17 protein-coding genes and 1 pseudogene are annotated in these 22,008 nt (G+C 43.7%); 13 read left to right on the forward strand and 5 right to left on the reverse strand.

Translation table 11 applies throughout. The annotated features are described in order from the left end of the window. The first annotated feature begins 149 nt into the window (after positions 1 to 149). The 5 genes from PLE34_RS19005 (at position 150) to PLE34_RS19025 (ending at position 3,912) form a co-directional block, all read left to right on the forward strand. Entirely contained in the window at positions 150 to 1,019 is an 870-nt protein-coding gene (locus PLE34_RS19005) for a sigma-70 family RNA polymerase sigma factor (protein ID WP_324559517.1), read from the forward strand. 147 nt (positions 1,020 to 1,166) lie between these two features. Next, a complete protein-coding gene (ffh, locus tag PLE34_RS19010; RefSeq protein ID WP_324559519.1) occupies positions 1,167 to 2,486 on the forward strand; it encodes a signal recognition particle protein in 1,320 nt (439 codons plus the stop codon). Between the two features lie 101 nt (positions 2,487 to 2,587). Further along, on the forward strand, positions 2,588 to 3,022 hold the full coding sequence (gene rpsP, locus PLE34_RS21920; RefSeq protein ID WP_324559521.1) for a 30S ribosomal protein S16: 435 nt from the start codon (positions 2,588 to 2,590) through the stop codon (positions 3,020 to 3,022). A gap of 96 nt (positions 3,023 to 3,118) precedes the next feature. Next, the gene (gene rimM / locus PLE34_RS19020) at positions 3,119 to 3,640 is read left to right on the forward strand and encodes a ribosome maturation factor RimM (RefSeq protein WP_324559523.1); all 522 of its coding nucleotides are present in this window, start codon (positions 3,119 to 3,121) and stop codon (positions 3,638 to 3,640) included. 119 nt (positions 3,641 to 3,759) lie between these two features. Further along, complete coding sequence (locus PLE34_RS19025) at positions 3,760 to 3,912, forward strand: hypothetical protein (protein WP_324559525.1); 153 nt, start codon at positions 3,760 to 3,762, stop codon at positions 3,910 to 3,912. Here the strand turns inward: PLE34_RS19025 and PLE34_RS19030 are convergent. Next, the gene (locus PLE34_RS19030) at positions 3,886 to 4,968 is read right to left on the reverse strand and encodes a quinone-dependent dihydroorotate dehydrogenase (protein ID WP_324559526.1); all 1,083 of its coding nucleotides are present in this window, start codon (positions 4,966 to 4,968) and stop codon (positions 3,886 to 3,888) included. The two genes, PLE34_RS19025 and PLE34_RS19030, sit on opposite strands and share 27 nt — an antisense overlap. Positions 4,969 to 5,211: 243 nt before the next feature. Here PLE34_RS19030 and PLE34_RS19035 point away from each other — a divergent pair, with 243 nt between their 5' ends. The 4 genes from PLE34_RS19035 to PLE34_RS19050 all read left to right on the forward strand — a co-directional run bounded on the left by PLE34_RS19035 (position 5,212) and on the right by PLE34_RS19050 (position 11,974). Then, a complete protein-coding gene (locus tag PLE34_RS19035; RefSeq protein ID WP_324559528.1) occupies positions 5,212 to 6,390 on the forward strand; it encodes an acetyl-CoA C-acyltransferase in 1,179 nt (392 codons plus the stop codon). A 210-nt stretch (positions 6,391 to 6,600) separates the two neighbouring features. After that, the gene (locus tag PLE34_RS19040; RefSeq protein WP_324559530.1) at positions 6,601 to 8,271 is read left to right on the forward strand and encodes a DUF1800 domain-containing protein; all 1,671 of its coding nucleotides are present in this window, start codon (positions 6,601 to 6,603) and stop codon (positions 8,269 to 8,271) included. A gap of 52 nt (positions 8,272 to 8,323) precedes the next feature. After that, entirely contained in the window at positions 8,324 to 9,901 is a 1,578-nt protein-coding gene (locus PLE34_RS19045; RefSeq protein ID WP_324559532.1) for a DUF1501 domain-containing protein, read from the forward strand. A gap of 228 nt (positions 9,902 to 10,129) precedes the next feature. After that, positions 10,130 to 11,974, forward strand: coding sequence for a tetratricopeptide repeat-containing sensor histidine kinase (locus PLE34_RS19050; RefSeq protein ID WP_324559534.1), 1,845 nt, complete (start codon positions 10,130 to 10,132; stop codon positions 11,972 to 11,974). A 29-nt stretch (positions 11,975 to 12,003) separates the two neighbouring features. Here the strand turns inward: PLE34_RS19050 and PLE34_RS19055 are convergent, their stop codons facing one another. After that, entirely contained in the window at positions 12,004 to 13,815 is a 1,812-nt protein-coding gene (locus PLE34_RS19055; RefSeq protein WP_324559536.1) for an ABC transporter ATP-binding protein, read from the reverse strand. Positions 13,816 to 13,866: 51 nt separating this feature from the next. Between PLE34_RS19055 and PLE34_RS19060 the strand changes: the two genes are divergently transcribed. Continuing rightward, on the forward strand, positions 13,867 to 14,295 hold the full coding sequence (locus PLE34_RS19060) for a hypothetical protein (RefSeq protein ID WP_324559538.1): 429 nt from the start codon (positions 13,867 to 13,869) through the stop codon (positions 14,293 to 14,295). Between the two features lie 392 nt (positions 14,296 to 14,687). Here the strand turns inward: PLE34_RS19060 and PLE34_RS19065 are convergent, their stop codons facing one another. Together PLE34_RS19065 and PLE34_RS19070 are read right to left on the reverse strand one after the other, a co-directional pair. Then, the gene (locus tag PLE34_RS19065; protein WP_324559540.1) at positions 14,688 to 16,049 is read right to left on the reverse strand and encodes a pyridoxal-phosphate dependent enzyme; all 1,362 of its coding nucleotides are present in this window, start codon (positions 16,047 to 16,049) and stop codon (positions 14,688 to 14,690) included. Between the two features lie 413 nt (positions 16,050 to 16,462). Then, complete coding sequence (locus tag PLE34_RS19070; protein ID WP_324559542.1) at positions 16,463 to 18,055, reverse strand: S41 family peptidase; 1,593 nt, start codon at positions 18,053 to 18,055, stop codon at positions 16,463 to 16,465. A 67-nt stretch (positions 18,056 to 18,122) separates the two neighbouring features. Here PLE34_RS19070 and PLE34_RS19075 point away from each other — a divergent pair, with 67 nt between their 5' ends. The 3 genes from PLE34_RS19075 to PLE34_RS19085 all read left to right on the forward strand — a co-directional run bounded on the left by PLE34_RS19075 (position 18,123) and on the right by PLE34_RS19085 (position 21,391). After that, positions 18,123 to 18,968 carry an N-acetylglucosamine kinase gene (locus PLE34_RS19075; protein WP_324559544.1) on the forward strand — a complete coding sequence of 282 codons (846 nt, stop codon included), beginning with the start codon at positions 18,123 to 18,125 and terminating at the stop codon, positions 18,966 to 18,968. 68 nt (positions 18,969 to 19,036) lie between these two features. Further along, positions 19,037 to 19,855 carry an N-acetylmuramic acid 6-phosphate etherase gene (gene murQ, locus PLE34_RS19080; RefSeq protein WP_324559546.1) on the forward strand — a complete coding sequence of 273 codons (819 nt, stop codon included), beginning with the start codon at positions 19,037 to 19,039 and terminating at the stop codon, positions 19,853 to 19,855. 354 nt (positions 19,856 to 20,209) lie between these two features. Continuing rightward, positions 20,210 to 21,391 (forward strand): FG-GAP repeat domain-containing protein, encoded by a 1,182-nt coding sequence (locus PLE34_RS19085; RefSeq protein WP_324559548.1) that lies wholly within the window; start codon positions 20,210 to 20,212, stop codon positions 21,389 to 21,391. A gap of 217 nt (positions 21,392 to 21,608) precedes the next feature. Here the strand turns inward: PLE34_RS19085 and PLE34_RS19090 are convergent. Continuing rightward, positions 21,609 to 22,008: pseudogene (locus PLE34_RS19090) on the reverse strand (hypothetical protein); the annotation flags it as partial.

Consider the following 22,008-nt stretch of genomic DNA (forward strand, 5'->3'; position numbering starts at 1 on the left):
GATCCTCAGGGAATAATATTTTTTTCTGATACCTGCTATTTGCTTAAATTGCTGATGAAGTGCAATTTCTTATGGTAGCCAGCGTTTTATGGATGAATCCGTAAGTATACGTATTCTAGTAAACCTCTTAAATATGCCTGCATATGAGTATGCGTCAACTCAAAATCACGAAGTCCATTACCAATCGTGAATCACAGAGTCTTGAAAAGTACCTGCAGGAGATCGGCAGGGTAGAGCTGATCAGTCCTGAAGAAGAAGTAAAGCTGGCAGGACTTATTAAACAGGGCGATCAGCATGCGCTGGACCGCCTTACCAAAGCCAATTTGCGTTTTGTGGTTTCTGTAGCCAAACAATACCAGAACCAGGGCTTATCGCTACCGGATCTCATTAATGAAGGTAATTTGGGGCTTATCAAGGCCGCCCAGCGTTTTGATGAAACAAGAGGGTTTAAATTTATATCATATGCCGTATGGTGGATCCGCCAGAGTATCCTGCAGGCATTGGCAGAACAATCCCGTATTGTGCGTCTTCCGCTCAATAAGGTGGGGCTTACCAACCGGATCAACAAAGCTTTTCAGCAATTAGAGCAGGAATATGAACGGGAACCTTCCGCGGAAGAATTGGCGGATTTGCTCGACATAGATTCTGATGAAATTGCAGCCACGCTTGGGGTGGCCGCCAGGCATGTAAGCATGGATACCCCCTTGTCGGATGGAGAAGACAGCACACTGGTTGATGTGATGGAAAACCCTAATGCCGACAGTGTGGACATGAAAATCGCTCATCACGAGTCATTGAAGAAGGAAATAGAAAGATCGTTACACACCTTAACAGACCGTCAGCAGGATGTGATACGCTTCTTCTTTGGCATAGGCTTCGATAATCCCATGAGCCTCGAAGATATTGGGGAAAGGTTCAATCTTACCCGCGAAAGAGTTCGGCAGATCAAAGATAAAGCCATTACCAAGCTCAGAACAACCTCAAGATGCAAGCTGTTAAAAACTTATTTGGGTTCATAATTCTACTCATCTTTACTTTGCTTAACTTTGCAACGTTTTCAAAAGTGAACAATAAAATGCTGTTCACTTTTTTTGTGTGAAAAGCGGGTCCCGTATAGTAATCGTTATGGTGTTGCCGCTTTTAAAAAATGATTAAATAAGCAGTGTATGTTTGAGTCATTGTCTGAACGGTTAGATACAGCCTTTAAGCAGCTAAAAGGCGAAGGAAGAATTAACGAGCTGAATATCGCCAACACGGTAAAGGACATACGCCGTGCGCTGGTTGACGCTGATGTGAACTATAAGATAGCCAAAGAATTTACCGACACGGTAAAAACCAAAGCGCTGGGTGAAAAAGTGCTTACGGCGGTAAGCCCGGGCCAGCTAATGGTTAAAATAGTGAAGGATGAGCTGGCGGAGCTGATGGGAGGTTCGGAAAGTGAATTTAATATTACCGGCAATCCTGCTGTTATTTTAATTGCCGGGCTGCAGGGAAGTGGTAAAACCACTTTCAGTGGCAAGCTGGCCAATTATCTTAAGACAAAAAAAGGGAAGTCGCCGCTGCTCGTTGCCGCCGACATTTACCGCCCTGCAGCAATTGATCAGTTGAAAATATTAGGGGAGCAGATACAGGTGGAAGTATATAGCGAGCCCGAAAATAAGGACGCCGTGGCTATCGCGCAGAACGCGGTTAAGGAGGCCAGGAGCAAAAATAAAAATGTAATCATTATAGACACGGCGGGACGTTTGGCTGTAGATGAGGTGATGATGCAGGAGGTAGCGCATATTAAAGATGCGGTTAAACCCCAGGAGATCCTTTTTGTGGTAGATGCCATGACCGGGCAGGATGCGGTGAATACGGCTAAAACGTTTAACGACCGCCTTGATTTCACAGGCGTAGTGCTAACGAAATTAGACGGCGATACCCGTGGCGGCGCCGCGCTTTCTGTTAAATATACCGTTAAGAAGCCGATAAAGTTTATCAGCAGCGGCGAAAAGCTCGATACGCTGGACGTGTTTTACCCGGAAAGAATGGCCCAGCGTATTCTGGGAATGGGCGACATCACTACTTTGGTAGAAAAGGCCCAGGAGCAGTTTGATGAGGTGCAGGCCGCAAAGCTGCAAAAGAAAATGCGGAAGAACCAGTTCGACTTCCAGGATTTCTTAGACCAGTTGCAGCAAATAAAAAAGATGGGCAATATAAAAGACCTGATGGGAATGATACCCGGAATGGGCAAGGCTATTAAAGATGTTGATGTAAGCGATGATTCTTTTAAGGGAATAGAAGCGATGATCAATTCTATGACGCCTTTTGAAAGAGCCAATCCGGATGTAATAAATCCGGGCAGACGGGCCCGGATTGCCAAAGGAGCTGGGAAAGACCTTACGGAGGTTAGCCAGTTTATGAAACAGTTTGAACAAATGAAACAAATGATGAAAATGATGAATAAGATGCCGATGGGAAGAATGGGTTTGGGAAAACGTTGATTTTTTGTACTTTTAATTTTTGTAAATAGTTTGCAAGACTTATCTTCGCAAACCTTAAGAAAGAAACCATAATCATCACCCATTTAAAATGTTTATTTTTTATGGCTGTTAAAATCAGACTACAACGTCACGGGAGCAAGAAGAGACCCTTCTATTTTATAGTGGTAGCCGATGCCCGTGCGCCAAGGGATGGAAAATTCATCCAAAAGATCGGTACCTACAATCCATTGGGGCAACCTACTGCTGTTCAGTTAGACAGGCAAAAAGCGCTTGACTGGCTGCAAAAAGGGGCTCAGCCAACAGATACGGTTCGCCGCATTTTATCTTACAAAGGCGTATTGTATCTCAAACATTTGCTGCGGGGCGTAAGCCTGGGTTTATTTGATGAAGCCACTGCCATGGGCAAGTTCCAGAAATGGCACGAAGAACATGAAGGCAACATCAGGCAGAAACAGGAAGAAGCCGCAAAGGCAAGAAGGCCGAGAAGACCGGTTGTGCCCAGGAAAACTGAGCAAAAAGAAGAAGAAAGTAACTGATCATAAAGTTGCTTCAACTGAATTAAATTGCCTTGCATTACGCAGGGCTTTTTTTTATTGGCACATTGCCATCTTGCAAAAAAATGAATGCAGGGAATGCCAGAATATTTTAAAATAGGAAAAATTGTTTCTGCGTTTGGACTGGAGGGGGAAACCATCCTTTTACACAGTCTCGGTAAAAAAACCTCGCTTAAAGGGATAGAAGCCATCTTCATGGAAGATCGCAAAACATCGTTCCTGCCTTATTTTGTTCAATCCGCACGTATAAAAAGCGATAAGGAAATATACCTTAAGCTGGAAGACATTACCTCCCGGGAAGCTGCATTAAAAATAGTGCAGAAAGAAGTGTGGATGGAAGAAAAGGATTTTAAGCAATTTGCCGCTCCGTCGGCGCCTATTGCTTTGCTGGGCTATCATTTGATAGACAAGGGTGAAGATATTGGTAAGATAGCCGAAATAATAGAACAGCCACACCAGGTGCTATGTAAAATTTTGGTAGAAGGGAAAGAGGTATTAATACCCCTGCATGAACAAACATTACAAAGCGTAGATAATAAAAACAAAAAAGTATTTGTTGATCTGCCGGATGGATTGCTGGAAATTTACAAAAGCAGCTAATTCCGCTTGCTTTTTTATTTTTAGTGTTGGCCTAATAGTTGCTGTTATAAGTAGCGGGATGGTTTGCACGATTACAAAAAATGGCACAAGGGCTACGGCTTATTAAGCACAACTATAACATGAGAAGCAAAAAAAAGAAGGGAAGCATGATCACCTTATTACTGGTTATCGTTGCTATTGTATTATTGCATGCGCTGCGTGATTTCAGGGAAAGCGATAACAGGAAACATTCCATTGATGCGGCATTAACGGAAGGGGCTACCCGATATTAGATCCCTGCATATTTTTTTTACGATCCCCGGTCCTTCATAAATAAAACCGGTCCATACCTGTACCAGCGTTGCTCCTGCAGCCAGCTTTTCTGCGGCGTCTATACCATTAAATATGCCTCCGCTGGCGATAATGGGTATAACTGTATGGGTTTGTTGAGTAATTTGTTGCACAATTTGAGTAGAGCGTTGCTGCAACGGCTTTCCGCTTACCCCGCCTGCACCTATTGCCTCAATTGCGGATACAGCAGTATTTAATCCCTGTCTGCTGATGGTGGTATTTGTAGCCACGATGCCGTCCAATTGAATTTCTTCAGCGAGATCTATAACATCATTAATTTGTTCATCGCTTAAGTCGGGTGCAATTTTCAGCAATATAGGTTTGGGATTTGGTTTTGTTTTATTAATGCTTTGCAGGTTTGACAATATCTTCATGAGTGCGTCTTTTTCCTGCAATGCCCTTAAACCGGGCGTGTTGGGTGAGCTAACATTCACAACAAAATAATCAACGCAATCAAACAAAGCGGTAAAGCATATTTCGTAATCTTTCCATGCATCTTCATTAGGAGTTAATTTATTTTTTCCGATATTCCCTCCAACCAATAATGGTAAAGTGTTTTTTGCAGAAGGCTGCCTGCTTTTCCATTTACCCAATCTTTCAGCAATAGCTACAGCGCCGTCGTTATTAAACCCCATCCTGTTAACCAGCGCTTTGTCCTTGGGTAAACGAAACAGTCTTGGTTTATCGTTTCCCGCCTGGGCCTTTGGTGTAACCGTTCCTATTTCAACGAACCCGAATCCCAGGCACTCCAGTTCGCGCAAATATTTTGCATTTTTATCAAAGCCTGCTCCCAGTCCAACCGGGTTGGCAAAAGTGAGTGTAGCATGCCGGGTTTGGAAAATGGTTGTTAAACGGTCGTTTTCAGGAGGTGTAAAATATTGTTTGATGCCATTCCTGATCCATTTCACGCTGCACAGGCATTTTAGTACGTTCATAGAGAAATAATGCACCTTTTCCGGCGGAAAAAGAAAAAGAATCTTGCGTAATAATATATACATACCGCGCGAAGTTAATAAATGGAACAGAGTATCATAAAACTGATGCCTGTTTTGAATCCGGCTTTATCAGTCTTTTTGTCCCGCCGGGGTCTTCGCCTGGTAGGATATGAAGCGTGGGGCAAGACCCAGGCGAAATTGGATAAGTTCTCTTTTGTATCACTGAGTCTGCAAGATTTTGGTATCCATATCCGGAACAATTATCTTTGAACTACAAAGTTGCATAAACAACTAAACGTACACACCATGCAGGACGCATACATAGTAGCCGGTTTTCGTACAGCCGTAGGAAAATCCAAACGCGGGGGATTCCGGTTCACCAGGCCCGATGACCTTGCCATAGAAGTGATCAAAAATGTGCTGGCTTCCGTGCCCCAGTTAGAAGCCAAACGGATTGATGATGTAATTGTAGGCAATGCCGTTCCTGAAGCGGAGCAGGGTTTACAGGTGGGGAGAATCATAGCTGCAAGGGCATTGGGTATTGAGGTGCCGGGAATGACCATTAACCGCTATTGCGCTTCGGGTTTGGAAGCCATAGCCATTGCAACGGCCAAAATTCGTACCGGTATGGCAGAATGTATTGTTGCGGGCGGAACAGAGAGCATGAGCTTGGTGCCAACCGCGGGCTGGAAAACGGTTCCTGCCTATTCTATCGCTCAAGATGAGCCGGATTATTACCTGAACATGGGGCTTACCGCCGAAGCCGTTGCTAAAGAATATGAAGTAAGCCGTGAAGACCAGGATCTGTTTTCTTATCATTCTCATCAAAAGGCTATTACCGCTATACAAAACGGCTATTTTAAAACGGGCATATTACCTGTAACGGTTGAAGACATATACTTAGATGCTAAGGGAAAAAGACAAAGCAGGAGCTATGTAATGGATACGGATGAAGGCCCGCGCAAGGACACATCTGTTGAAGTGCTGGCAAAGTTAAAGCCCGTTTTTGCGGCGGGCGGGTCGGTTACCGCCGGCAATTCTTCCCAAACCAGCGATGGCGCTGCTTTTGTGATAGTGATGGGCGAAAACATGGTAAAAGAGCTGGGGCTGAAACCCTGGGCGCGCCTGGTAGCCTGTGCATCTGCGGGTGTGCATCCCCGTATTATGGGGGTTGGACCCATTGAAGCGGTACCCAAAGTATTGAAGCAGGCAGGCATGTCGTTACAGCATATTGATCTCGTTGAATTAAATGAGGCGTTTGCGTCGCAGTCGCTTGCCGTAATCCGCAAGCTGGAGCTTAATCCGGACATTGTTAATATAAACGGGGGCGCTATAGCGTTAGGGCATCCCTTAGGCTGCACCGGCTGCAAGCTTACTATACAAATTACACATGATATGAAGCGGCTGAGTAAAAAATATGGTATTGTTACCGCCTGCGTAGGCGGGGGACAGGGAATAGCGGGAATCATCGAAAATATCAATTAAATATTACCGCCGCAGATAATAAAAAGGTGTGATTTTATGTTTTACACCGGGAGCATCTCCCGGTTTTTTTATGCCCGCACCTCATTAGTAATACTACTAAGGTGTTTTACCTATTGAAGAAAGAGTCAGAATAAATACGCTAAAAGAGAAACCGGCAAAAAGTTTGCTATAGCGTGCCGGGTTATTCTTTTAATTCAATATTCATATCCTATGAACAGAAGAGCATTTTTAACCGCTTCCGGTACAAAAAAGAAAAGCATTACCCGGGCTGTTGTTACGGGACGAACGAGCAGTGGCATTGAACCCTATACGGGCGCATGGACAGGGAATGAAGTGATCCATTTGCTGAAACGAACAATGTTTGGTGCAAAGCCCGGCGATATCCACTATTTCGCAGGCAAAACAATGGAAGCCGCGGTAGACGAATTGCTGAATATCACATCACCTTTGCCCGATCCGCCTGTTAAGGAATATGACACTGCGGAAGCGCTGGTTCCCGACAGCAATGTTGATCACGGAACTACATGGATAAATGATTTTAATGAAGATGATAAGATCGGAGGGTTGAGAAAACAATCCTTTAAAAAGTGGTGGGTAGGCGTAATGCTTAACCAGCCAAGGAATATACGGGAGAAAATGATGTTGTTCTGGCACAACCATTTTGCTACCGAAATGGCCTCCAGCACTAACGCACGGTATGCGTATAAGCATCATACCCTGCTACGCACCCATGCGCTGGGTAACTTTAAAAGCCTGGCAAGAGCCATATCGGTTGATCCGCTTATGCTGGTATACCAGAACGGGGAGCAGAACCGGAAAGGCGCTCCCGATGAAAATTTTGCAAGGGAGCTGCAGGAGCTTTTTACGCTGGGAAAAGAAAATAATCCTAATTACACGGAAGATGATGTAAAAGCCGCGGCCCGGGTATTAACCGGGTGGAGAAATGACGCGGAAACCAATACTTCTTATTTCGATCCTGAAAGGCATGATACCGGCAATAAAACTTTTTCTTCTTTTTATAATCATACAACCATAGCAGGCAGGAGTGGGAATAATGCAGGGGACGAGGAATTAGATGACCTGATAAACATGATTTTCAGTAACGGCCGGGAAGCATCGGAATATATTGTAAGGGAATTATACCGCTGGTTTGTTTATTATGAAATTGACGATGCTGCAAAAGCTAATGTAATAGAGCCTCTTGCTTTAATGTTGCGCAATTACAACTGGGAAATAAAACCGGTGCTGGCTGCGCTGCTGAAAAGCGAGCATTTTTTTGATCCCCTGAACCAGGGATGTCTTATAAAAAGCCCCGTAGATTTTGTTGTTGGGCTTTGCCGCGAATGTGAGGTACCTCTTCCGGATAGCGCGGATTATATAACATGGTATTCAACGCTTGACGGGTTATTGTACCAGCTTGAATTGTTGCAGCAATCTCCCGGTGATCCGCCAAGTGTATCGGGTTGGCCCGCTTATTACCAGATACCGGCTTTTCATGAGCTGTGGATCAATAATGATACCTATCCCCGGCGTACCCAGTTTACAGACATTATGGTGTATAACGGGTTTACCCGGCTTGGCTTTGAATTAAAAATAGATACCATCGCCTTCGCCAGGTCGCTGAGTAACCCGGGCGACCCTAAAGTATTACTGGATGATTCACTGGCTATCCTGTACAGGATAGCATTGTCGGATGCCGCAAAGGAACAGTTGAAAAGAGACCTTTTACTTACGGGGCAAACCAATGATTATTACTGGACCAACGCGTGGAATACTTATATAGCCAATCCCGGCGATATGATGGCGTATCAGACAGTGCATGCAAGGCTCAACGAATTATACCGGTATTTGCTGGCTTTGCCGGAATACCAGCTGTCATAATGTGTATTGATCAGGTCGTCTGGCCGACCATTAAAAAATAAAAGATATACGGATGAAAAGGAGAGATTTTTTACGACACACCGTACCGGCTGCCATTTTGCCCGCTTTTGTTAACGGGCATACTATAACGGCACTGTCGCCTTCACCTTTGCTGAATGCGCTTACCAATTTTACCACCGACACGGATCATGTGCTGGTGATCATTCAGATGAACGGAGGTAATGATGGATTGAATATGGTTATACCAAAGGATAACTATTCCGGGTATTTTAATGCCAGAAGCAATATCGCCATCCCGGAAAGTAAGATACTGGCCCTGCAGGGAAATAATAAAACAGGGCTTCACCCTGCAATGACCGGCATTCAGGAACTATACAATAGTGGCAAGGCCGCCATTATCCAGTCTGCAGGTTATCCCCAGCCTAACCTGTCTCATTTCAGGTCAACAGATATCTGGATGAGTGGTTCCGACAGCGAAGAGGTTGTAGATACCGGGTGGGTTGGCCGCTATTTGAATTATGAATTTCCCAATTTCCCCAATGGCTATCCCAACGCTACCATGCCCGATCCGTTGGCCATCCAGATAGGCGCGGTATCATCATTAACCTTTCACGGTCCGTCTATGGGTATGTCAATGAGCATAACCAACCCTACATCTTTTTACAGGATAGTGGATGATGTGCAGGATCCCGCGCCGCCTACACGTGCGGGAAAAGAGCTGACTTATGTACGCGAAATTGCCAGGCAAACCGAGCTCTTTGCCAACGCTGTTAAAAAGGCGGCTTCCAATACGGCACAGCAGCTTCCTTACCCTGAAAATAACGGTCTGGCAGATCAGTTAAAAATAGTAGCCCGCCTGGTTAAAGGAGGATTGAAAACACGCGTATACATGGTAAGCTATAACGGGTTTGATACCCATTCTATGCAAACCGACCAGGCGGATCCCACAATAGGTAAACATGCCGAATTGCTGAAAGAGCTTTCAGACAGTGTAAAAGCATTCCAGGACGATCTTGCATTTATGGGCATTGAAGACAGGGTGATCTCTTTTACTTTTTCCGAGTTCGGCCGCAGGATCAAATCTAATTTCAGCATAGGCACCGATCATGGCGTGGCTGCTCCCATGCTTGTATTTGGAAGCAAAGTACAAAACGGTGTTTTAGGCAAGAACCCTGATATACCGGCGGGTATTTCCGTTAACGACAATATTCCTCATCAATATGATTACCGGAGCGTATATGCTTCTATTCTGGAGCAATGGTTTTGCGCCGATACCGTTGCGCTGCAGTCCGTATTGCTAAAGAACTTCCAATCGCTTCCGCTTATTCAGAACGGCACTTGTTCGGGCATAGATGATCTTAATAAAAAGGCAGGCGTAAGCCTCATCTCTAACTATCCTAACCCCTTTACAACACAAACCCAGGTTAAATACATAACACAGGCAGGGCATGTGCTGGTGCAGGTTATAGATTGTATGGGACGGGTAGTAAAAATATTGGTTGATAAAGTACAGGATGGCAATACCTATACCATACCGTTCGATAGCACAGGTCTTGCTACCGGTGTATATTACCTGCGGTTGCAGAATGGACCTTTACAGCAGGTGAGACCCGTACTGAAAGTAAAATAGCCGTTTAAATGCAATTGCCTCAAGGTGGCCAACCTTTAAAAGATCGGTTTACCTTATCTTTACTGTATACGAAGGATCAGTAAAGGGAAGCGGCCAGTTGTTTAATGTATAACTTAGGGCAGGGAATTAAGTGCCAGATCAATGACCGTTCGCTTTGTGGCGCATAAGTCCTGATACTGGATGGTTATTGGCAAATCTATATCTTCAATTGAATTTCCTGATTGCAATATGAGAAGACTTACAACTGCATTGTATCTACTGTTCATTTCTCTTATTTTTCAGAAAGCTTTTGCACAACATGATACCGCTTATTTAAAAACTTTATACGACAGGGTGCTTGATTTTAATAGTGCCAAAGCAGACTCTGTTTTATATTATGCCAACTATATTGAAAGCGAGGCACAAAAGCTCAGTTTTGATAAGGGCGCTGTATTATCGTTAAGGCTTAAAGGTATATACCAGGAGTTCAGGGAAGAGTACGATTCCGCTATAAATTATTATTACCAGGCCTTAGAGCAGGCGCGGGTGCTTAAAAGTAACGATTATGAAGCGGCTGCTTTGAGCGATCTTGCCATGGCATACAATAATATTAACCAGCCCCAAAAGGCAAAGGATTTTTTTAAGGAAGCTTTCCATGTGGCCACTGTGCGAAAAGAAGTGGCGTCTGTCTTTATAAACGGCTCTAACCTTGGTTCTATTTACAATCGTCTCGGCTACCCGGACAGTGCATTGCTTTTCCTGGAGCAGGCAGAGGCCATCGCTAAAAAGTATAATCTCCAGAGCGATCTTCATTCGGTTTACAACAATATAGGTAATGCCTGGTTTCACAAAAAGCAATGGGATAAAGCGCTTCATTTTTTTAAGCTCAACTATAACGACAATTTGGCTAACGGAGACAGGGAAATGCTTTGGTACGACTGTTTGAATATCGGGGATGCTTATATAGAAAAACGGGATTTTGATTCGGCCCGCAAGTATATTGACCTTTCTTTTGACCTGGCAAAGTCGCAGGGATCCAAGCGAAAGGAGGCAGATGTGCATTTCCTGTATGCTAAATACTATTCCATCAGGGGCAATTATAAAGCTGCTTACTATTCTTTCCGCGACTGGTATAACTTAGATACAGCGCTTGTTAATCAGCGGACATTACAAACGGTTGCCCAGCTTCAGGAAAAGTATAACCTGAAACAAAAAGTACAGCAGAATAAAATGCTGGAGCTCGAAATAGACAGGCAAAAGCTGGGGAAAAGGAATATTATTTTACTAACCTTGGGCATAGCCGCCCTGGGTTTTTCTGCTTTTGTTAGCCTGCTGCTCATCCGCCGGAAAAACAGCCTGCTGAAAAAACAGAATGAGCTGATCCAGAAGCAGAATAGTAAGCTTGCGCAATTCAATGCCGAAAAAAACTCGCTCATTAGTGTAGTGTCTCATGATTTAAACGGGCCTTTTACCAGTATAAAAATGTGGAGCCAGATATTATTGTCGGATGTTTCCAATTTTACGGCCGATCAGAAAAAAGCGCTGTACCGTATTCAGTCGTCTGCTGATAACGGGGAGCTTTTAATAAGAGATATCCTGTACATTGAAAAGGAAGAGATCAGGCATCACACATTAAACTTAGAGGAGTTAGATGTAAATGCTTTTTTAGACGACATTGTGCACATGTACCAGCCGCAGGCGCAACAGAAAGAGATCAGCATACACTATTCCGCCGGTGAAAACAGCGTACTGCTTATGAGCGACCGCTATATTGTAAGCCGTATATGTGAAAACCTGCTGAGCAATGCCATTAAGTTTACGCCCCGTGGAAAAAAAGTTTGGGTGAGCCTTTCAGATGCCGCAGATGCGGTGCATATTAAAGTAGCAGATGAAGGTGTGGGAATAGCCGCGGAAGATATTCCGTATCTCTTTTCCAAATACAGGAAAATATCCTCCATGCCTACTGAGGGCGAATATTCTACCGGGCTTGGCCTGTCTATTGTAAAAAGGCTTGTTGAAGAGTTGAACGGTAAAATATTATGCGAAAGCGAGCCCGGCAAAGGGAGCTTGTTTACAGTAATACTTCAAAAATAAATTGCAGCGGCCGGGGGAGTACTTTTCTCCTAAACTGTTTCAGCAGGTGTTTCCGATGGGTTGGGTAAAATGAAAGGCTTTTTTCTTTCGCCAATTTGCTGCCGCCACATAGCATAATACAATCCTTTTTCCGATACCAATGCCTCATGCGTTCCTCCTTCTACTACTTCGCCTTTTTCCAGAACATAAATTCTGTCGGCATGCATAATGGTAGAAAGCCGGTGAGCGATAAGTATGGTGATCTGGTTATCCCGGGATGATACCTGTCTGATCGTACCTGTAACTTCTTCTTCGGTAAGCGAATCTAATGCGGAAGTGGCCTCATCAAAAATAAGCAGCCTGGGTTGCCGTAGTAATGCCCTTGCAATAGACAGACGTTGTTTTTCACCTCCCGATAACTTTAACCCTCCTTCCCCTATCATCGTATCTATTCCTTTTTCCGCCCTGCTCAGTAAATTGGTGCAGGCGGCTTTGTTCAACGCATCTAATAGATCATCATTACTGGCAGCGGGGTTTACAAACAGGAGGTTCTCTTTGATGGTTCCCGCAAATAACTGGGTATCTTGCGTTACAAACCCGATCTGGTTGCGCATGTCTTCATAATTGATAGCGGTTTCATCAATTCCGTTATATAATATTTTGCCTTCCTGCGGGCGGTATAACCCTACTAATAGTTTCATGAGGGTAGATTTACCTGCTCCCGAAGGCCCCACAAAGGCGATGGTTTCTCCTCTTTTTACTGTAAAGCTAATATTGGCGATGGCATTTTGCTGGGCGGTTTGATGCTTAAACGCAACGTTCCTGAATTCGAGTGTATTGATTTCTCCCAAATGCACAGGCTTATCGGGTTGCAGTTCCGGCTTTTTTTGCATTAATGATTTAAAATTGTTCAGCGAGGCTTCCGCTTCACGGTAGGAGAGTATAATATTCCCTATTTCCTGCAGGGGGCCAAAAACAAAAAAGGAAAAAATCTGCATCGTTACCAATTGTCCGGCGTTCATCCTGTCTTTAAATATCAGCCAAAGCAGCATGAATAATATTACCTGCCGCAGGGTATTCACAAATGTGCCCTGTATAAAGCTGATGCTCCTTATACGCTTTACTTTAGTGATCTCCAGTCCCAGTATTTTGTAGGTATTGGTATTTAAGCGGTTTACTTCCTGCTGGGTAAGACCGAGGCTTTTTACGAGCTCAATATTACGCAGCGATTCTGTTGTAGCGCCTGCAAGGGAATTGGTTTGGGCAACAATATTTTTCTGAATGATTTTTACTTTTTGGCTGAGCAGGTTGGTTATAATCACCAATAAAAATATACCTCCGAAATAAATGGGCGGCAATGACCAGTGAATGCTGAAAGCAAACGTTCCCACGAAAGCTATGCCTATTATTACCGTAAAAAGTACGTTCACAAAATACGACATGAACCTTTCCGTATCGGTTCTTACTTTTTGCAGAACGCTGAGGGTTTCCCCGCTGCGCTGATCCTCAAATTCCTGGTAGGGAAGCTTCATGGCATGCTGAAGCCCCTCGGTAAATACCTTAGCCCCGAATTTCTGAATAACAACATTCAAAAAATAATCCTGGAAATTTTTTGCGATCCTGCTAATCATGGCAACGCCTATGGAGGCAAGGAGCAGCCACATTACGCTGTTGTAGGGCTTAAAGAAAAAGTCTGCCTGGCTGTAATTCCCGGTATTTTTGGCATAATCATTTGCGAGGTTCACTAAATTCCCGAAAATGATCGGGTCAAACAGGGAAAAACCGATATTCATGGCTGCTAACAGCAACACCAGGAATACCAGCCATTTGAATGGTTTCAGATAGGTGAAAAGAATTTTCATACTTAAAAGTAATAAGAGATTACGACCGGGAAAGACTTATTGCATCAAATTATGTACAAGTTTCTTTTTTGTGACAGGATGGCTGGGAATTTTGAAAATGTGAAAATGTGGGAATGGGGAAGCAAAGCCCGTCAGATTCAGAGATGTAATTGCGGGGCGGAAAAGCTGCATAGCGTTACAGAAAAAGGGAGAGCAGGTACTGAAAATGAAAACCTCCACCAAAAAACAGGTGGAGGAATCTTTTTGATCGGCCCTGCTAGGAATAGACAGGCTTCGAAGGATTGGACTTTGGGGTCAACAATTAATAATCAATTCAATTTCGTTGTCCAAGGTTGTGGTTTTCAGGTTAATGATATTGGATCAGAATCGGGGTGGTTTTTCTGGTTGCGGACATTGGATTTTGATAAAATCATTCGGTTTCGGGAAACTGGTTTTTCTTTGGATAATGGCTTACTGGCTTCTCTATGGATATTGGGTTAGTATAGGTTCCAATGATAAAAAGAAAGTTGATTGATACTGGATTTTATTCTACCCTTTTCAAAGGATTTGGAATTCAATTTTTTTTCAGGACGGTTTTCAGGACTATTTGGACGGTTGAGGCGTAGCTTCCTCATCAATCAACTTCATAACAAAAATACTAACCAGTTATCCACCGTGCAAGAGCGCTTTTCCCCAATTTTTTGCTTATGTTTTTTACTGAATTATGCGTAAAATAGCCAATTATTAATATCGTATATGTACTAAAATATTGTCGTAAAAATTGCAGTTAACCCCAACGCGGACTGACAATAAAGTGATAAAAATGAGCTGTAATGCAGTAGTGTATTGGATTGTACGCATACACACAGAAAAGACTTAAGAGAAACAGTATTTTAATGTTTTGTGAGGGATTGTATTATATCATATTTAGTAATAATGTGTAAATCTCCTGCTTCATCCCTGCTGAGTATGGCGCCGTTATCCTTGTTGATCAGCTTGCCCAGCCGTTCAACAGGGGTATCGTATGCCACTAAGGGATAGGGGGGCTCCATTACCGTATGCACTTCCTGGTCTTTAATTCCGGGAGCGGCAAACATTTTACTGAACAATCCACTTTCGGAAACAGAACCTTCCGGCATACCGTCTTTCAGCACGGGTATATTTTCAATATCATATTTTTTCATCAGCTCAAATGCATCTGCAACAGTTTGGGTAGGCTTAACCGTTACGATGGGCTGATTACCTTTTCCGCTTATGATATCCTTAAAGGTTTTTACTTCAAGAAAGCCTCTTTCCAGCATCCATTGATCGTTATACACTTTGCCTATATAGCGGCTGCCATGGTCGTGCAAAATGCACACAACAAGATCGTCTTTCTGCAGGCTTTCCTTCAACTGCAATAATCCCTGCAGGCAGCTTCCCGCGCTGTAGCCGCAAAAAAGACCTTCTTCTTTAGCCAGGCGCCTGGCCATTAAGGCGCCGTCTTTATCGGTAACCTGCTCAAAATGATCAATCACGCTCATGTCAAAATTAGCAGGAACAAAATCTTCACCAAACCCTTCCGATATATAAGGATGCACTTCTTCCATATCAATTTCCCCGGTACGGAAATACTTGGTAAGCAAAGAGCCGTAGGCGTCAATAGCCCAGATCTTAATACCGGGGTTTTTCTCCTTCAGGTACATGGCGGTACCCGTAACCGTTCCTCCCGTGCCCGCCGTACATACCAGGTGTGTAATTTTGCCGTTTGTTTGCTCCCATATTTCGGGCCCCGTGGTTTCGTAATGGGCAACGCGATTAGCAAGATTGTCGTACTGGTTACATAAAAAAGCATCGGGTATTTCTTTCGCTAACCTTTTGGCAACCGAATAATAGCTTTTAGGATCATCCGGTTCAACATTGGTAGGACAAACAATTACTTCTGCACCCACTGCTTTCAATATGTCGAACTTTTCCTTGGATTGTTTATCTGTAGAAGTAAATATGCATTTATATCCTTTTACGCTTGCCGCTAAAGCAAGCCCCATTCCTGTGTTACCCGAAGTACATTCAATGATGGTGCCGCCGGGCTTTAATTTGCCTTCCTTTTCGGCCACTTCTATCATCTTCAGCGCCATCCGGTCTTTAATAGAGTTGCCGGGGTTAAAATACTCCACTTTTGCGGTCACCATACAGGGGAGTCCTTTGGTTATTGTATTCAATCTTATCAAAGGCGTGTTACCAATGGTTTCCAGTATGTTGTTTTTTATATCCATGCTATAATTTTCTGTAGTAGTAAAGATAAAGTTAAATCCGAAGCGGGAAAATCCTAAATCCGAAGGGATACGGGGGAAATACAAAGAACCAAATCATAAATCACAAGAACCAAATAAAATTTTAAATCCCAAGCGGGATACAACTATAAAACCACAAATTTAAAAAATCCGAAGCCGGAATTTCGAAATCCGAAGGAAATACAAAGTGCCAAGATGCCAAATCACAAAAAACAAATACATTTCAAATTTCAAATCCGAAGTCGTAAATCCGGATTCGAAGGAAAACTCCAACAGTAAACCACAAACTATAAACCATAAATTTAAATCCGAAGCCGGAAACGCTACATCCGAAACGAATGCAACCATAAACTACAAACCATAAACTCTCCAATCCGGTTATCTCTCCTGCACCCTCACTCCCCAAGCGCTTCCAACGCTTTTATAACCATGGGGTCATTTACATTGTTTACTTCATAAAACCCCTCATTCCGCCATTGCTGCCGGGCGAAAAGGCTTTTGAGCCTCCGTGCTGTAAACTGCTTATCTGCCTCAGACAGCATATTTATTTTAATGCTGTCCTGCAACGCAAATGCGGCAAACGCATTCCAGATGCTGTTGTTGATGTCAAATCCCTTTTCAAAACCGGCAGGATTTGCAAATAGTTTAAAATGATCCATGTTATCTACATAGTACCGGTATACAAAATTGCCAATCGTATTTTTGGTATACAACTGGGCCACTTTATTGCTGATACCGGTTGTATCCATCGCCACAAAAACATCGGGCGTTATACCGCCACCGCCATACACTAATTTTCCATTGGGTGTATGGTAAGCCTGCCCCGTGGACATTTTGTTACTGTCGGCATTCATCATCCCGCCATTATGGTAGCGGTCATACAGTTCCTCATTATAGCTTTCTATGCCTTTATCGTAGGGCTTTTGAATAGAACGGCCCAGTGGCGTATAATAGCGAGCGATCGTTAACCGCAGGGCAGAGCCATCATTAAGGTTATACTGTTCCTGCACCAGCCCCTTCCCAAAAGTACGCCTGCCTATCACTTCGGCCCTGTCCCAGTCCTGTAAAGCCCCGGTTAGCACTTCACTGGCAGAAGCAGAGCCCTCATCTATAAGCACTATTAATTTTCCTTCTTCAAAGATGCCTTCCCGTCTTGCACGGAATTCCTGTTTTTTTATATGATTTCCCTGGGTGTAAACGATAAGCTTATTACCATCTAAAAACTCATCCGCAATTTCTACCGCCTCCTGTAAAATGCCGCCTCCGTTGCCCCTCAGGTCGAGGATCAGTTTTTGTACACCATCTTCTTTTAGTTTTTGCATCGCTTCCATAAACTCCTCATAGGTTGTTTCAGAGAACTTGTTAAGGCGGATATAACCCGTTGCCGGGGCAATCATATATCCCGCGTCTAATGAGTAAAGCGGGATAATGCCCCTGGTGATCGTAAGTTCTTTTTTTTCTTTACCACGGAGCATGGTAACCTGTACTTTTGAGCCGCGTAAGCCGCGCAGCAATTGTTTTACCTGATTGGCATCCATACGATGACCTGTTACAGCAGAATCGCCTATTTTCAAAAACTTGTCGCCCGGCTGCAACCCGGCATTCTCTGAAGGACCGCCTTTTAGCACGGTCAATACATTAATGGTATCATTGAAAATATTGAATTCAATACCAATGCCTTCAAATTTTCCCGCCAGATCTTCATTTATCTCCTGTAAATCGCTCGACGGGATAAAGATGGAGTGAGGATCCAGGTGGCTTAGCATTTCCTCAATGGCAGCATCGGCAAGGGTGTCGGTTTTTATAGGGTCAACATACCGTTTCGAAATAAGATCAAGCACCTCCTGCACTGTTCCCTTTCGCTCTGCAGAAAAAAAGCGGGCTGTAACCGGCATTTTTTCTTTCATCTTGTACCCCAAAAACATTCCGCCGATCATTACAATAGAGAAGATCAGCGGCAGCCAGAGCTTTAATTTATTATTACCCATCAGTCTGTATTTGTATATTATCTTTGACTTTCCGAGCACGAATTTCACAAAATAAGTTCAATTAAAGATGTCATCTGTAAAATTGATAGCCGACAGCGGAGCCACCAAAGCCGAATGGTGTTTATTGGAAGGCAAAAAAAAGAAAACCATTTTTACCCAGGGTATCAGCCCTTATTTTTTTGATACCGCCCAGATAACGGAAATATTGGAAAAGGAATTACTGCCTTCTCTTAAAGGCACAAAGGTTGATGAAGTATATTATTACGGAACAGGATGTATTAACCCCAATAATAACCGTATTGTAAAGCAGTCCATCAAAAATGTTTTTAAAAATTTAAAGGTCATTGAAGTTACGCACGATGTAATGGCTGCGGCCAGGGCATTGTATGGCGATGATAAAGGAGTGGCCTGTATTCTGGGAACCGGTTCCAGTTCCTGCTATTATAACGGAAAAAAAATAGTAGTAAATAAACCCGGCCTGGGCTATGTGCTGGGTGATGAAGGCAGCGGCGCTTATCTTGGCAAAAAAGTGCTTCAGTATTATTTATATAATACATTTGATGAGGAGTTAGCGGGGCGGTTTACTATCAAATACAATATCAGCAGCACGGCTATTTTGGAAAGCGTATATAAAAAACCCCTGGCTAACCGCTACCTCGCGTCTTTTACTCCTTTTTTATCTGAAAACAGGGGGCATTACATGATTGAAAATATTATAGAAGATGGGCTGAACGATTTTTTCTTTCATCATATTTGTAAATTCAGGGAGAGTTGGACCATGCCTGTTAGCTTTGTTGGCGGCATTTCCTTTTATTTCCAGGATGTGCTGAAAGAGCTTTGCCGGTCGTATGAATTTACTCCCGGGAAAATATTAAAAAATCCAATGGAGGGTCTTGTTACCTATCATCAGTAACAACACCGGAAGTAAAACAAAGGGTGTTATTAACAGCCATACATCAAAATTGTAATTTAAAATGCCTTATGGGTTCTTTTATAAAGATCACGGAACAACCTTCTGATTACCGGCATCTCGAAAAAATGCCCGTAGCCGAAATTCTCACCCATATCAACGAGGAAGATAAAAAAGTGCCTTACGCCATAGAAAAAGTGATTCCCGAAATTGAAAAGCTGGTATTGGTTGCGGTAGATAAGATGCTGGCAGGCGGGAGGTTGTTTTATATTGGAGCGGGAACCAGCGGAAGGCTTGCCATAGTAGATGCCAGTGAGTGTCCGCCTACTTATGGTGTGTCGCCCAACTTAGTCATTGGTATTATTGCAGGCGGTAAAAAAGCAATGACACAGCCGGTTGAATTTGCGGAAGATAGTTTAACACAGGGGTGGGAAGACCTGCAGAAGCATAATGTAAATAATAAGGATGTGGTGATAGGTATAGCGGCAAGCGGTACCACGCCCTACGTGATAGCCGCATTAAAAAGCTGCCGGCAGCATGGTATTATAACGGGTTGTATTACCAACAACCCCGGCTCTCCTTTAACGGAACAGGCCGATTACCCTATTGAGCTGGCTGTTGGACCTGAATTTGTAACCGGCAGCACCCGCATGAAAAGCGGCACTTCGCAAAAGCTTGTGCTTAATATGATCTCTACCGCTATTATGATCCAACTGGGCAGGGTAGATGATAATAAAATGGTGAATATGCAGTTGAGCAATCAGAAGCTGTTAGACAGGGGCGCTAAAATGCTGATGGAAAAATTGCCGGGTACGGATTATACCAAAGCCAAAGCCCTGCTGGTAAAATATGGAAGCGTAAAGGAAGCGATGGAATCGCAGGGTAGATAAGAGCGATAAGAACCAAATCACAAATAACAAGAACCAAATAAATTTAAAATCCGAAGGAAATACAAAGCACCAATAAACAAATGACAAGAACCAAACCTGTCCGCCGGGGCGGATAAATTTCAAATTTCAAATCAGAAGCGGGATACAACTATAAACCACAAACTATAAACCATAAATTTAAATCCGAAGGAAATACAAAATACCAAGAAGCCAAATCATAGAAATAAATAAATATCAAATCCGAAGCGGAAGAAGAAGTACTCAGCCTGTCATTAGTGGACTCAAACCTTACACCCTATGCCTTATACCCTACACCTCATACCTGCCGGATACCATAAATAATAAACCTACATCATGTTTAAACAAAAGACTACTATCCGCACCATTGGCTTATGCCTGTTTTGCCTGGTTGCTTTTCATGCGGTATCACAAACGGCAGGCAGTGAGGTGGGGTTTACAAAACATCATTTATGGGATGAGTTTTATACAGAAGGCGCCACGGTGGCCGATGTGAACAGGGATGGCAGAATGGATATCATAGCCGGCGCCAGGTGGTTTGAAGCACCGGACTGGAAAGCGCATGATATATGGAAGCATAAAAAATTTGACTATACCAAAGGATACAGCGATTCCTTCCTCAATTTTGCCATTGATGTAAATGAAGACGGCTGGATGGATCTGATCTGCTTCGACTTCCCGGGTAAAGAAGTGTATTGGTTCGAAAACCCGAAAGGCGCTGATGTGCTTTGGAAAAGATACCTGATTGATTCCATTGCTTCCAACGAGTCGCCAATGGCGGTTGATATTAATAATGACGGCAAAACAGATTTGGTATTCGGGAACGAAAAGCTGGGGCAAATGGCCTGGTTCAACGCGGTGGTAAAGAACAATAAAGTGAGCTGGCAACGGCATCCTATAAGCGAAGCAAATGCCCAGGGCGTTGGTATGTTCTCGCACGGATTGGGTTGGGGAGATATTAACGGTGATGGCATTAATGACGTGATGATCCGCGGCGGCTGGTGGGAAGCGCCCAAAGACATGAAAGTGTTCCCCTGGGCATTTCATGAGGCCAACCTGGGAGCATCCTGCGCGCAAATGATCACTTATGATTTTGACGGCGATGGTGATAATGATGTGCTTACCAGCTCGGCGCATGATTATGGCGTATGGTGGCATGAACAAATACGTGATGATCAGGGACGGATCACTTTTAAAACACATGCCATTGACACTACTTTTTCTGAAGCCCATAGCATCGTATTGCAGGATGTTAACGGCGATGGCCTGCCGGATTTTATTACCGGCAAACGGTTTTTCTCTCACCAGGGAAAAGGTCCCGGCGGACTGGAACCGGCAGTATTGTATTGGTTTGAATTATTGAAAGACGGAAAGAACCGGCCCGTGTGGGTACGGCATCTCATTGATGATAATTCGGGCGTTGGCATACAGTTCGTTACGGAAGATATGAATAAGGATGGCAGGCCGGACATTGTTATCGCCAATAAAAACGGCGTATATTATTTTGAGCAGGAGTAGTAATATTCCCCGATGCGGCCGGTGCGAGACAGGGATCGCCAGACCGTATGTTAATTTTGCGGGACGGAGTCCCGGAAGAACATATTGAGTCCGAAGTCCGGAGACTTCGGACAGCGTCTTTATCAGATCAACAGCGAACAAAACCCTGAAAGGAGCGTCGCAACGCCAGTTCCATGGGGCTATTGCTGCCGGCTACATAAAAATCACGGCCCTGAAATCACCTTTTCTTTGTGCCCGTGGCCGTCTTGTACTTTTCCCGCATAATTTCCTGCACCGGCACATTTTTAATTTTGCTTTCGAGCCACGAAATAATATCCAAATACATGAAAGAACGACTTTCGAGCGGGTTGTCCTTATATTTTTCTAACTTCCCTTTCAACACGATAAATGCAGCTTTAACCTGCTTCTTATCCAGATGAAATGATTTTTTCAGGAAGCGGAAAATCTCTTCCTCCACCACGCTCAGGTTCTGCATTTTAGCCATAAAGCGGTATACCGATTTTACAAGGTATTCTAACAGGTCGTAATTGCCCAGCTCATAGTGCGCTATAAGATGCAATAACCTGGAATAACATTGCAGGTCGGTACGCAGGTCTACTTTCCAGTTGATAATGCGG

The organism is Agriterribacter sp., from assembly GCF_035445465.1.
Taxonomy (GTDB): domain Bacteria; phylum Bacteroidota; class Bacteroidia; order Chitinophagales; family Chitinophagaceae; genus Agriterribacter.

Coding starts and splice junctions, on each gene's coding strand:
- rpsP (WP_324559521.1), top strand. CDS start 2,588: ATGGCTGTTAAAATCAGACTACAACGTCACGGGAGCAAGAAGAGACCC.
- PLE34_RS19030 (WP_324559526.1), bottom strand. CDS start 4,968: ATGTATATATTATTACGCAAGATTCTTTTTCTTTTTCCGCCGGAAAAG.
- ffh (WP_324559519.1), top strand. CDS start 1,167: ATGTTTGAGTCATTGTCTGAACGGTTAGATACAGCCTTTAAGCAGCTA.
- PLE34_RS19050 (WP_324559534.1), top strand. CDS start 10,130: ATGAGAAGACTTACAACTGCATTGTATCTACTGTTCATTTCTCTTATT.
- PLE34_RS19045 (WP_324559532.1), top strand. CDS start 8,324: ATGAAAAGGAGAGATTTTTTACGACACACCGTACCGGCTGCCATTTTG.
- PLE34_RS19070 (WP_324559542.1), bottom strand. CDS start 18,055: ATGGGTAATAATAAATTAAAGCTCTGGCTGCCGCTGATCTTCTCTATT.
- PLE34_RS19060 (WP_324559538.1), top strand. CDS start 13,867: ATGTACAAGTTTCTTTTTTGTGACAGGATGGCTGGGAATTTTGAAAAT.
- PLE34_RS19085 (WP_324559548.1), top strand. CDS start 20,210: ATGTTTAAACAAAAGACTACTATCCGCACCATTGGCTTATGCCTGTTT.
- PLE34_RS19025 (WP_324559525.1), top strand. CDS start 3,760: ATGAGAAGCAAAAAAAAGAAGGGAAGCATGATCACCTTATTACTGGTT.
- PLE34_RS19005 (WP_324559517.1), top strand. CDS start 150: ATGCGTCAACTCAAAATCACGAAGTCCATTACCAATCGTGAATCACAG.
- PLE34_RS19035 (WP_324559528.1), top strand. CDS start 5,212: ATGCAGGACGCATACATAGTAGCCGGTTTTCGTACAGCCGTAGGAAAA.
- murQ (WP_324559546.1), top strand. CDS start 19,037: ATGGGTTCTTTTATAAAGATCACGGAACAACCTTCTGATTACCGGCAT.
- PLE34_RS19055 (WP_324559536.1), bottom strand. CDS start 13,815: ATGAAAATTCTTTTCACCTATCTGAAACCATTCAAATGGCTGGTATTC.
- PLE34_RS19040 (WP_324559530.1), top strand. CDS start 6,601: ATGAACAGAAGAGCATTTTTAACCGCTTCCGGTACAAAAAAGAAAAGC.
- PLE34_RS19065 (WP_324559540.1), bottom strand. CDS start 16,049: ATGGATATAAAAAACAACATACTGGAAACCATTGGTAACACGCCTTTG.
- rimM (WP_324559523.1), top strand. CDS start 3,119: ATGCCAGAATATTTTAAAATAGGAAAAATTGTTTCTGCGTTTGGACTG.
- PLE34_RS19075 (WP_324559544.1), top strand. CDS start 18,123: ATGTCATCTGTAAAATTGATAGCCGACAGCGGAGCCACCAAAGCCGAA.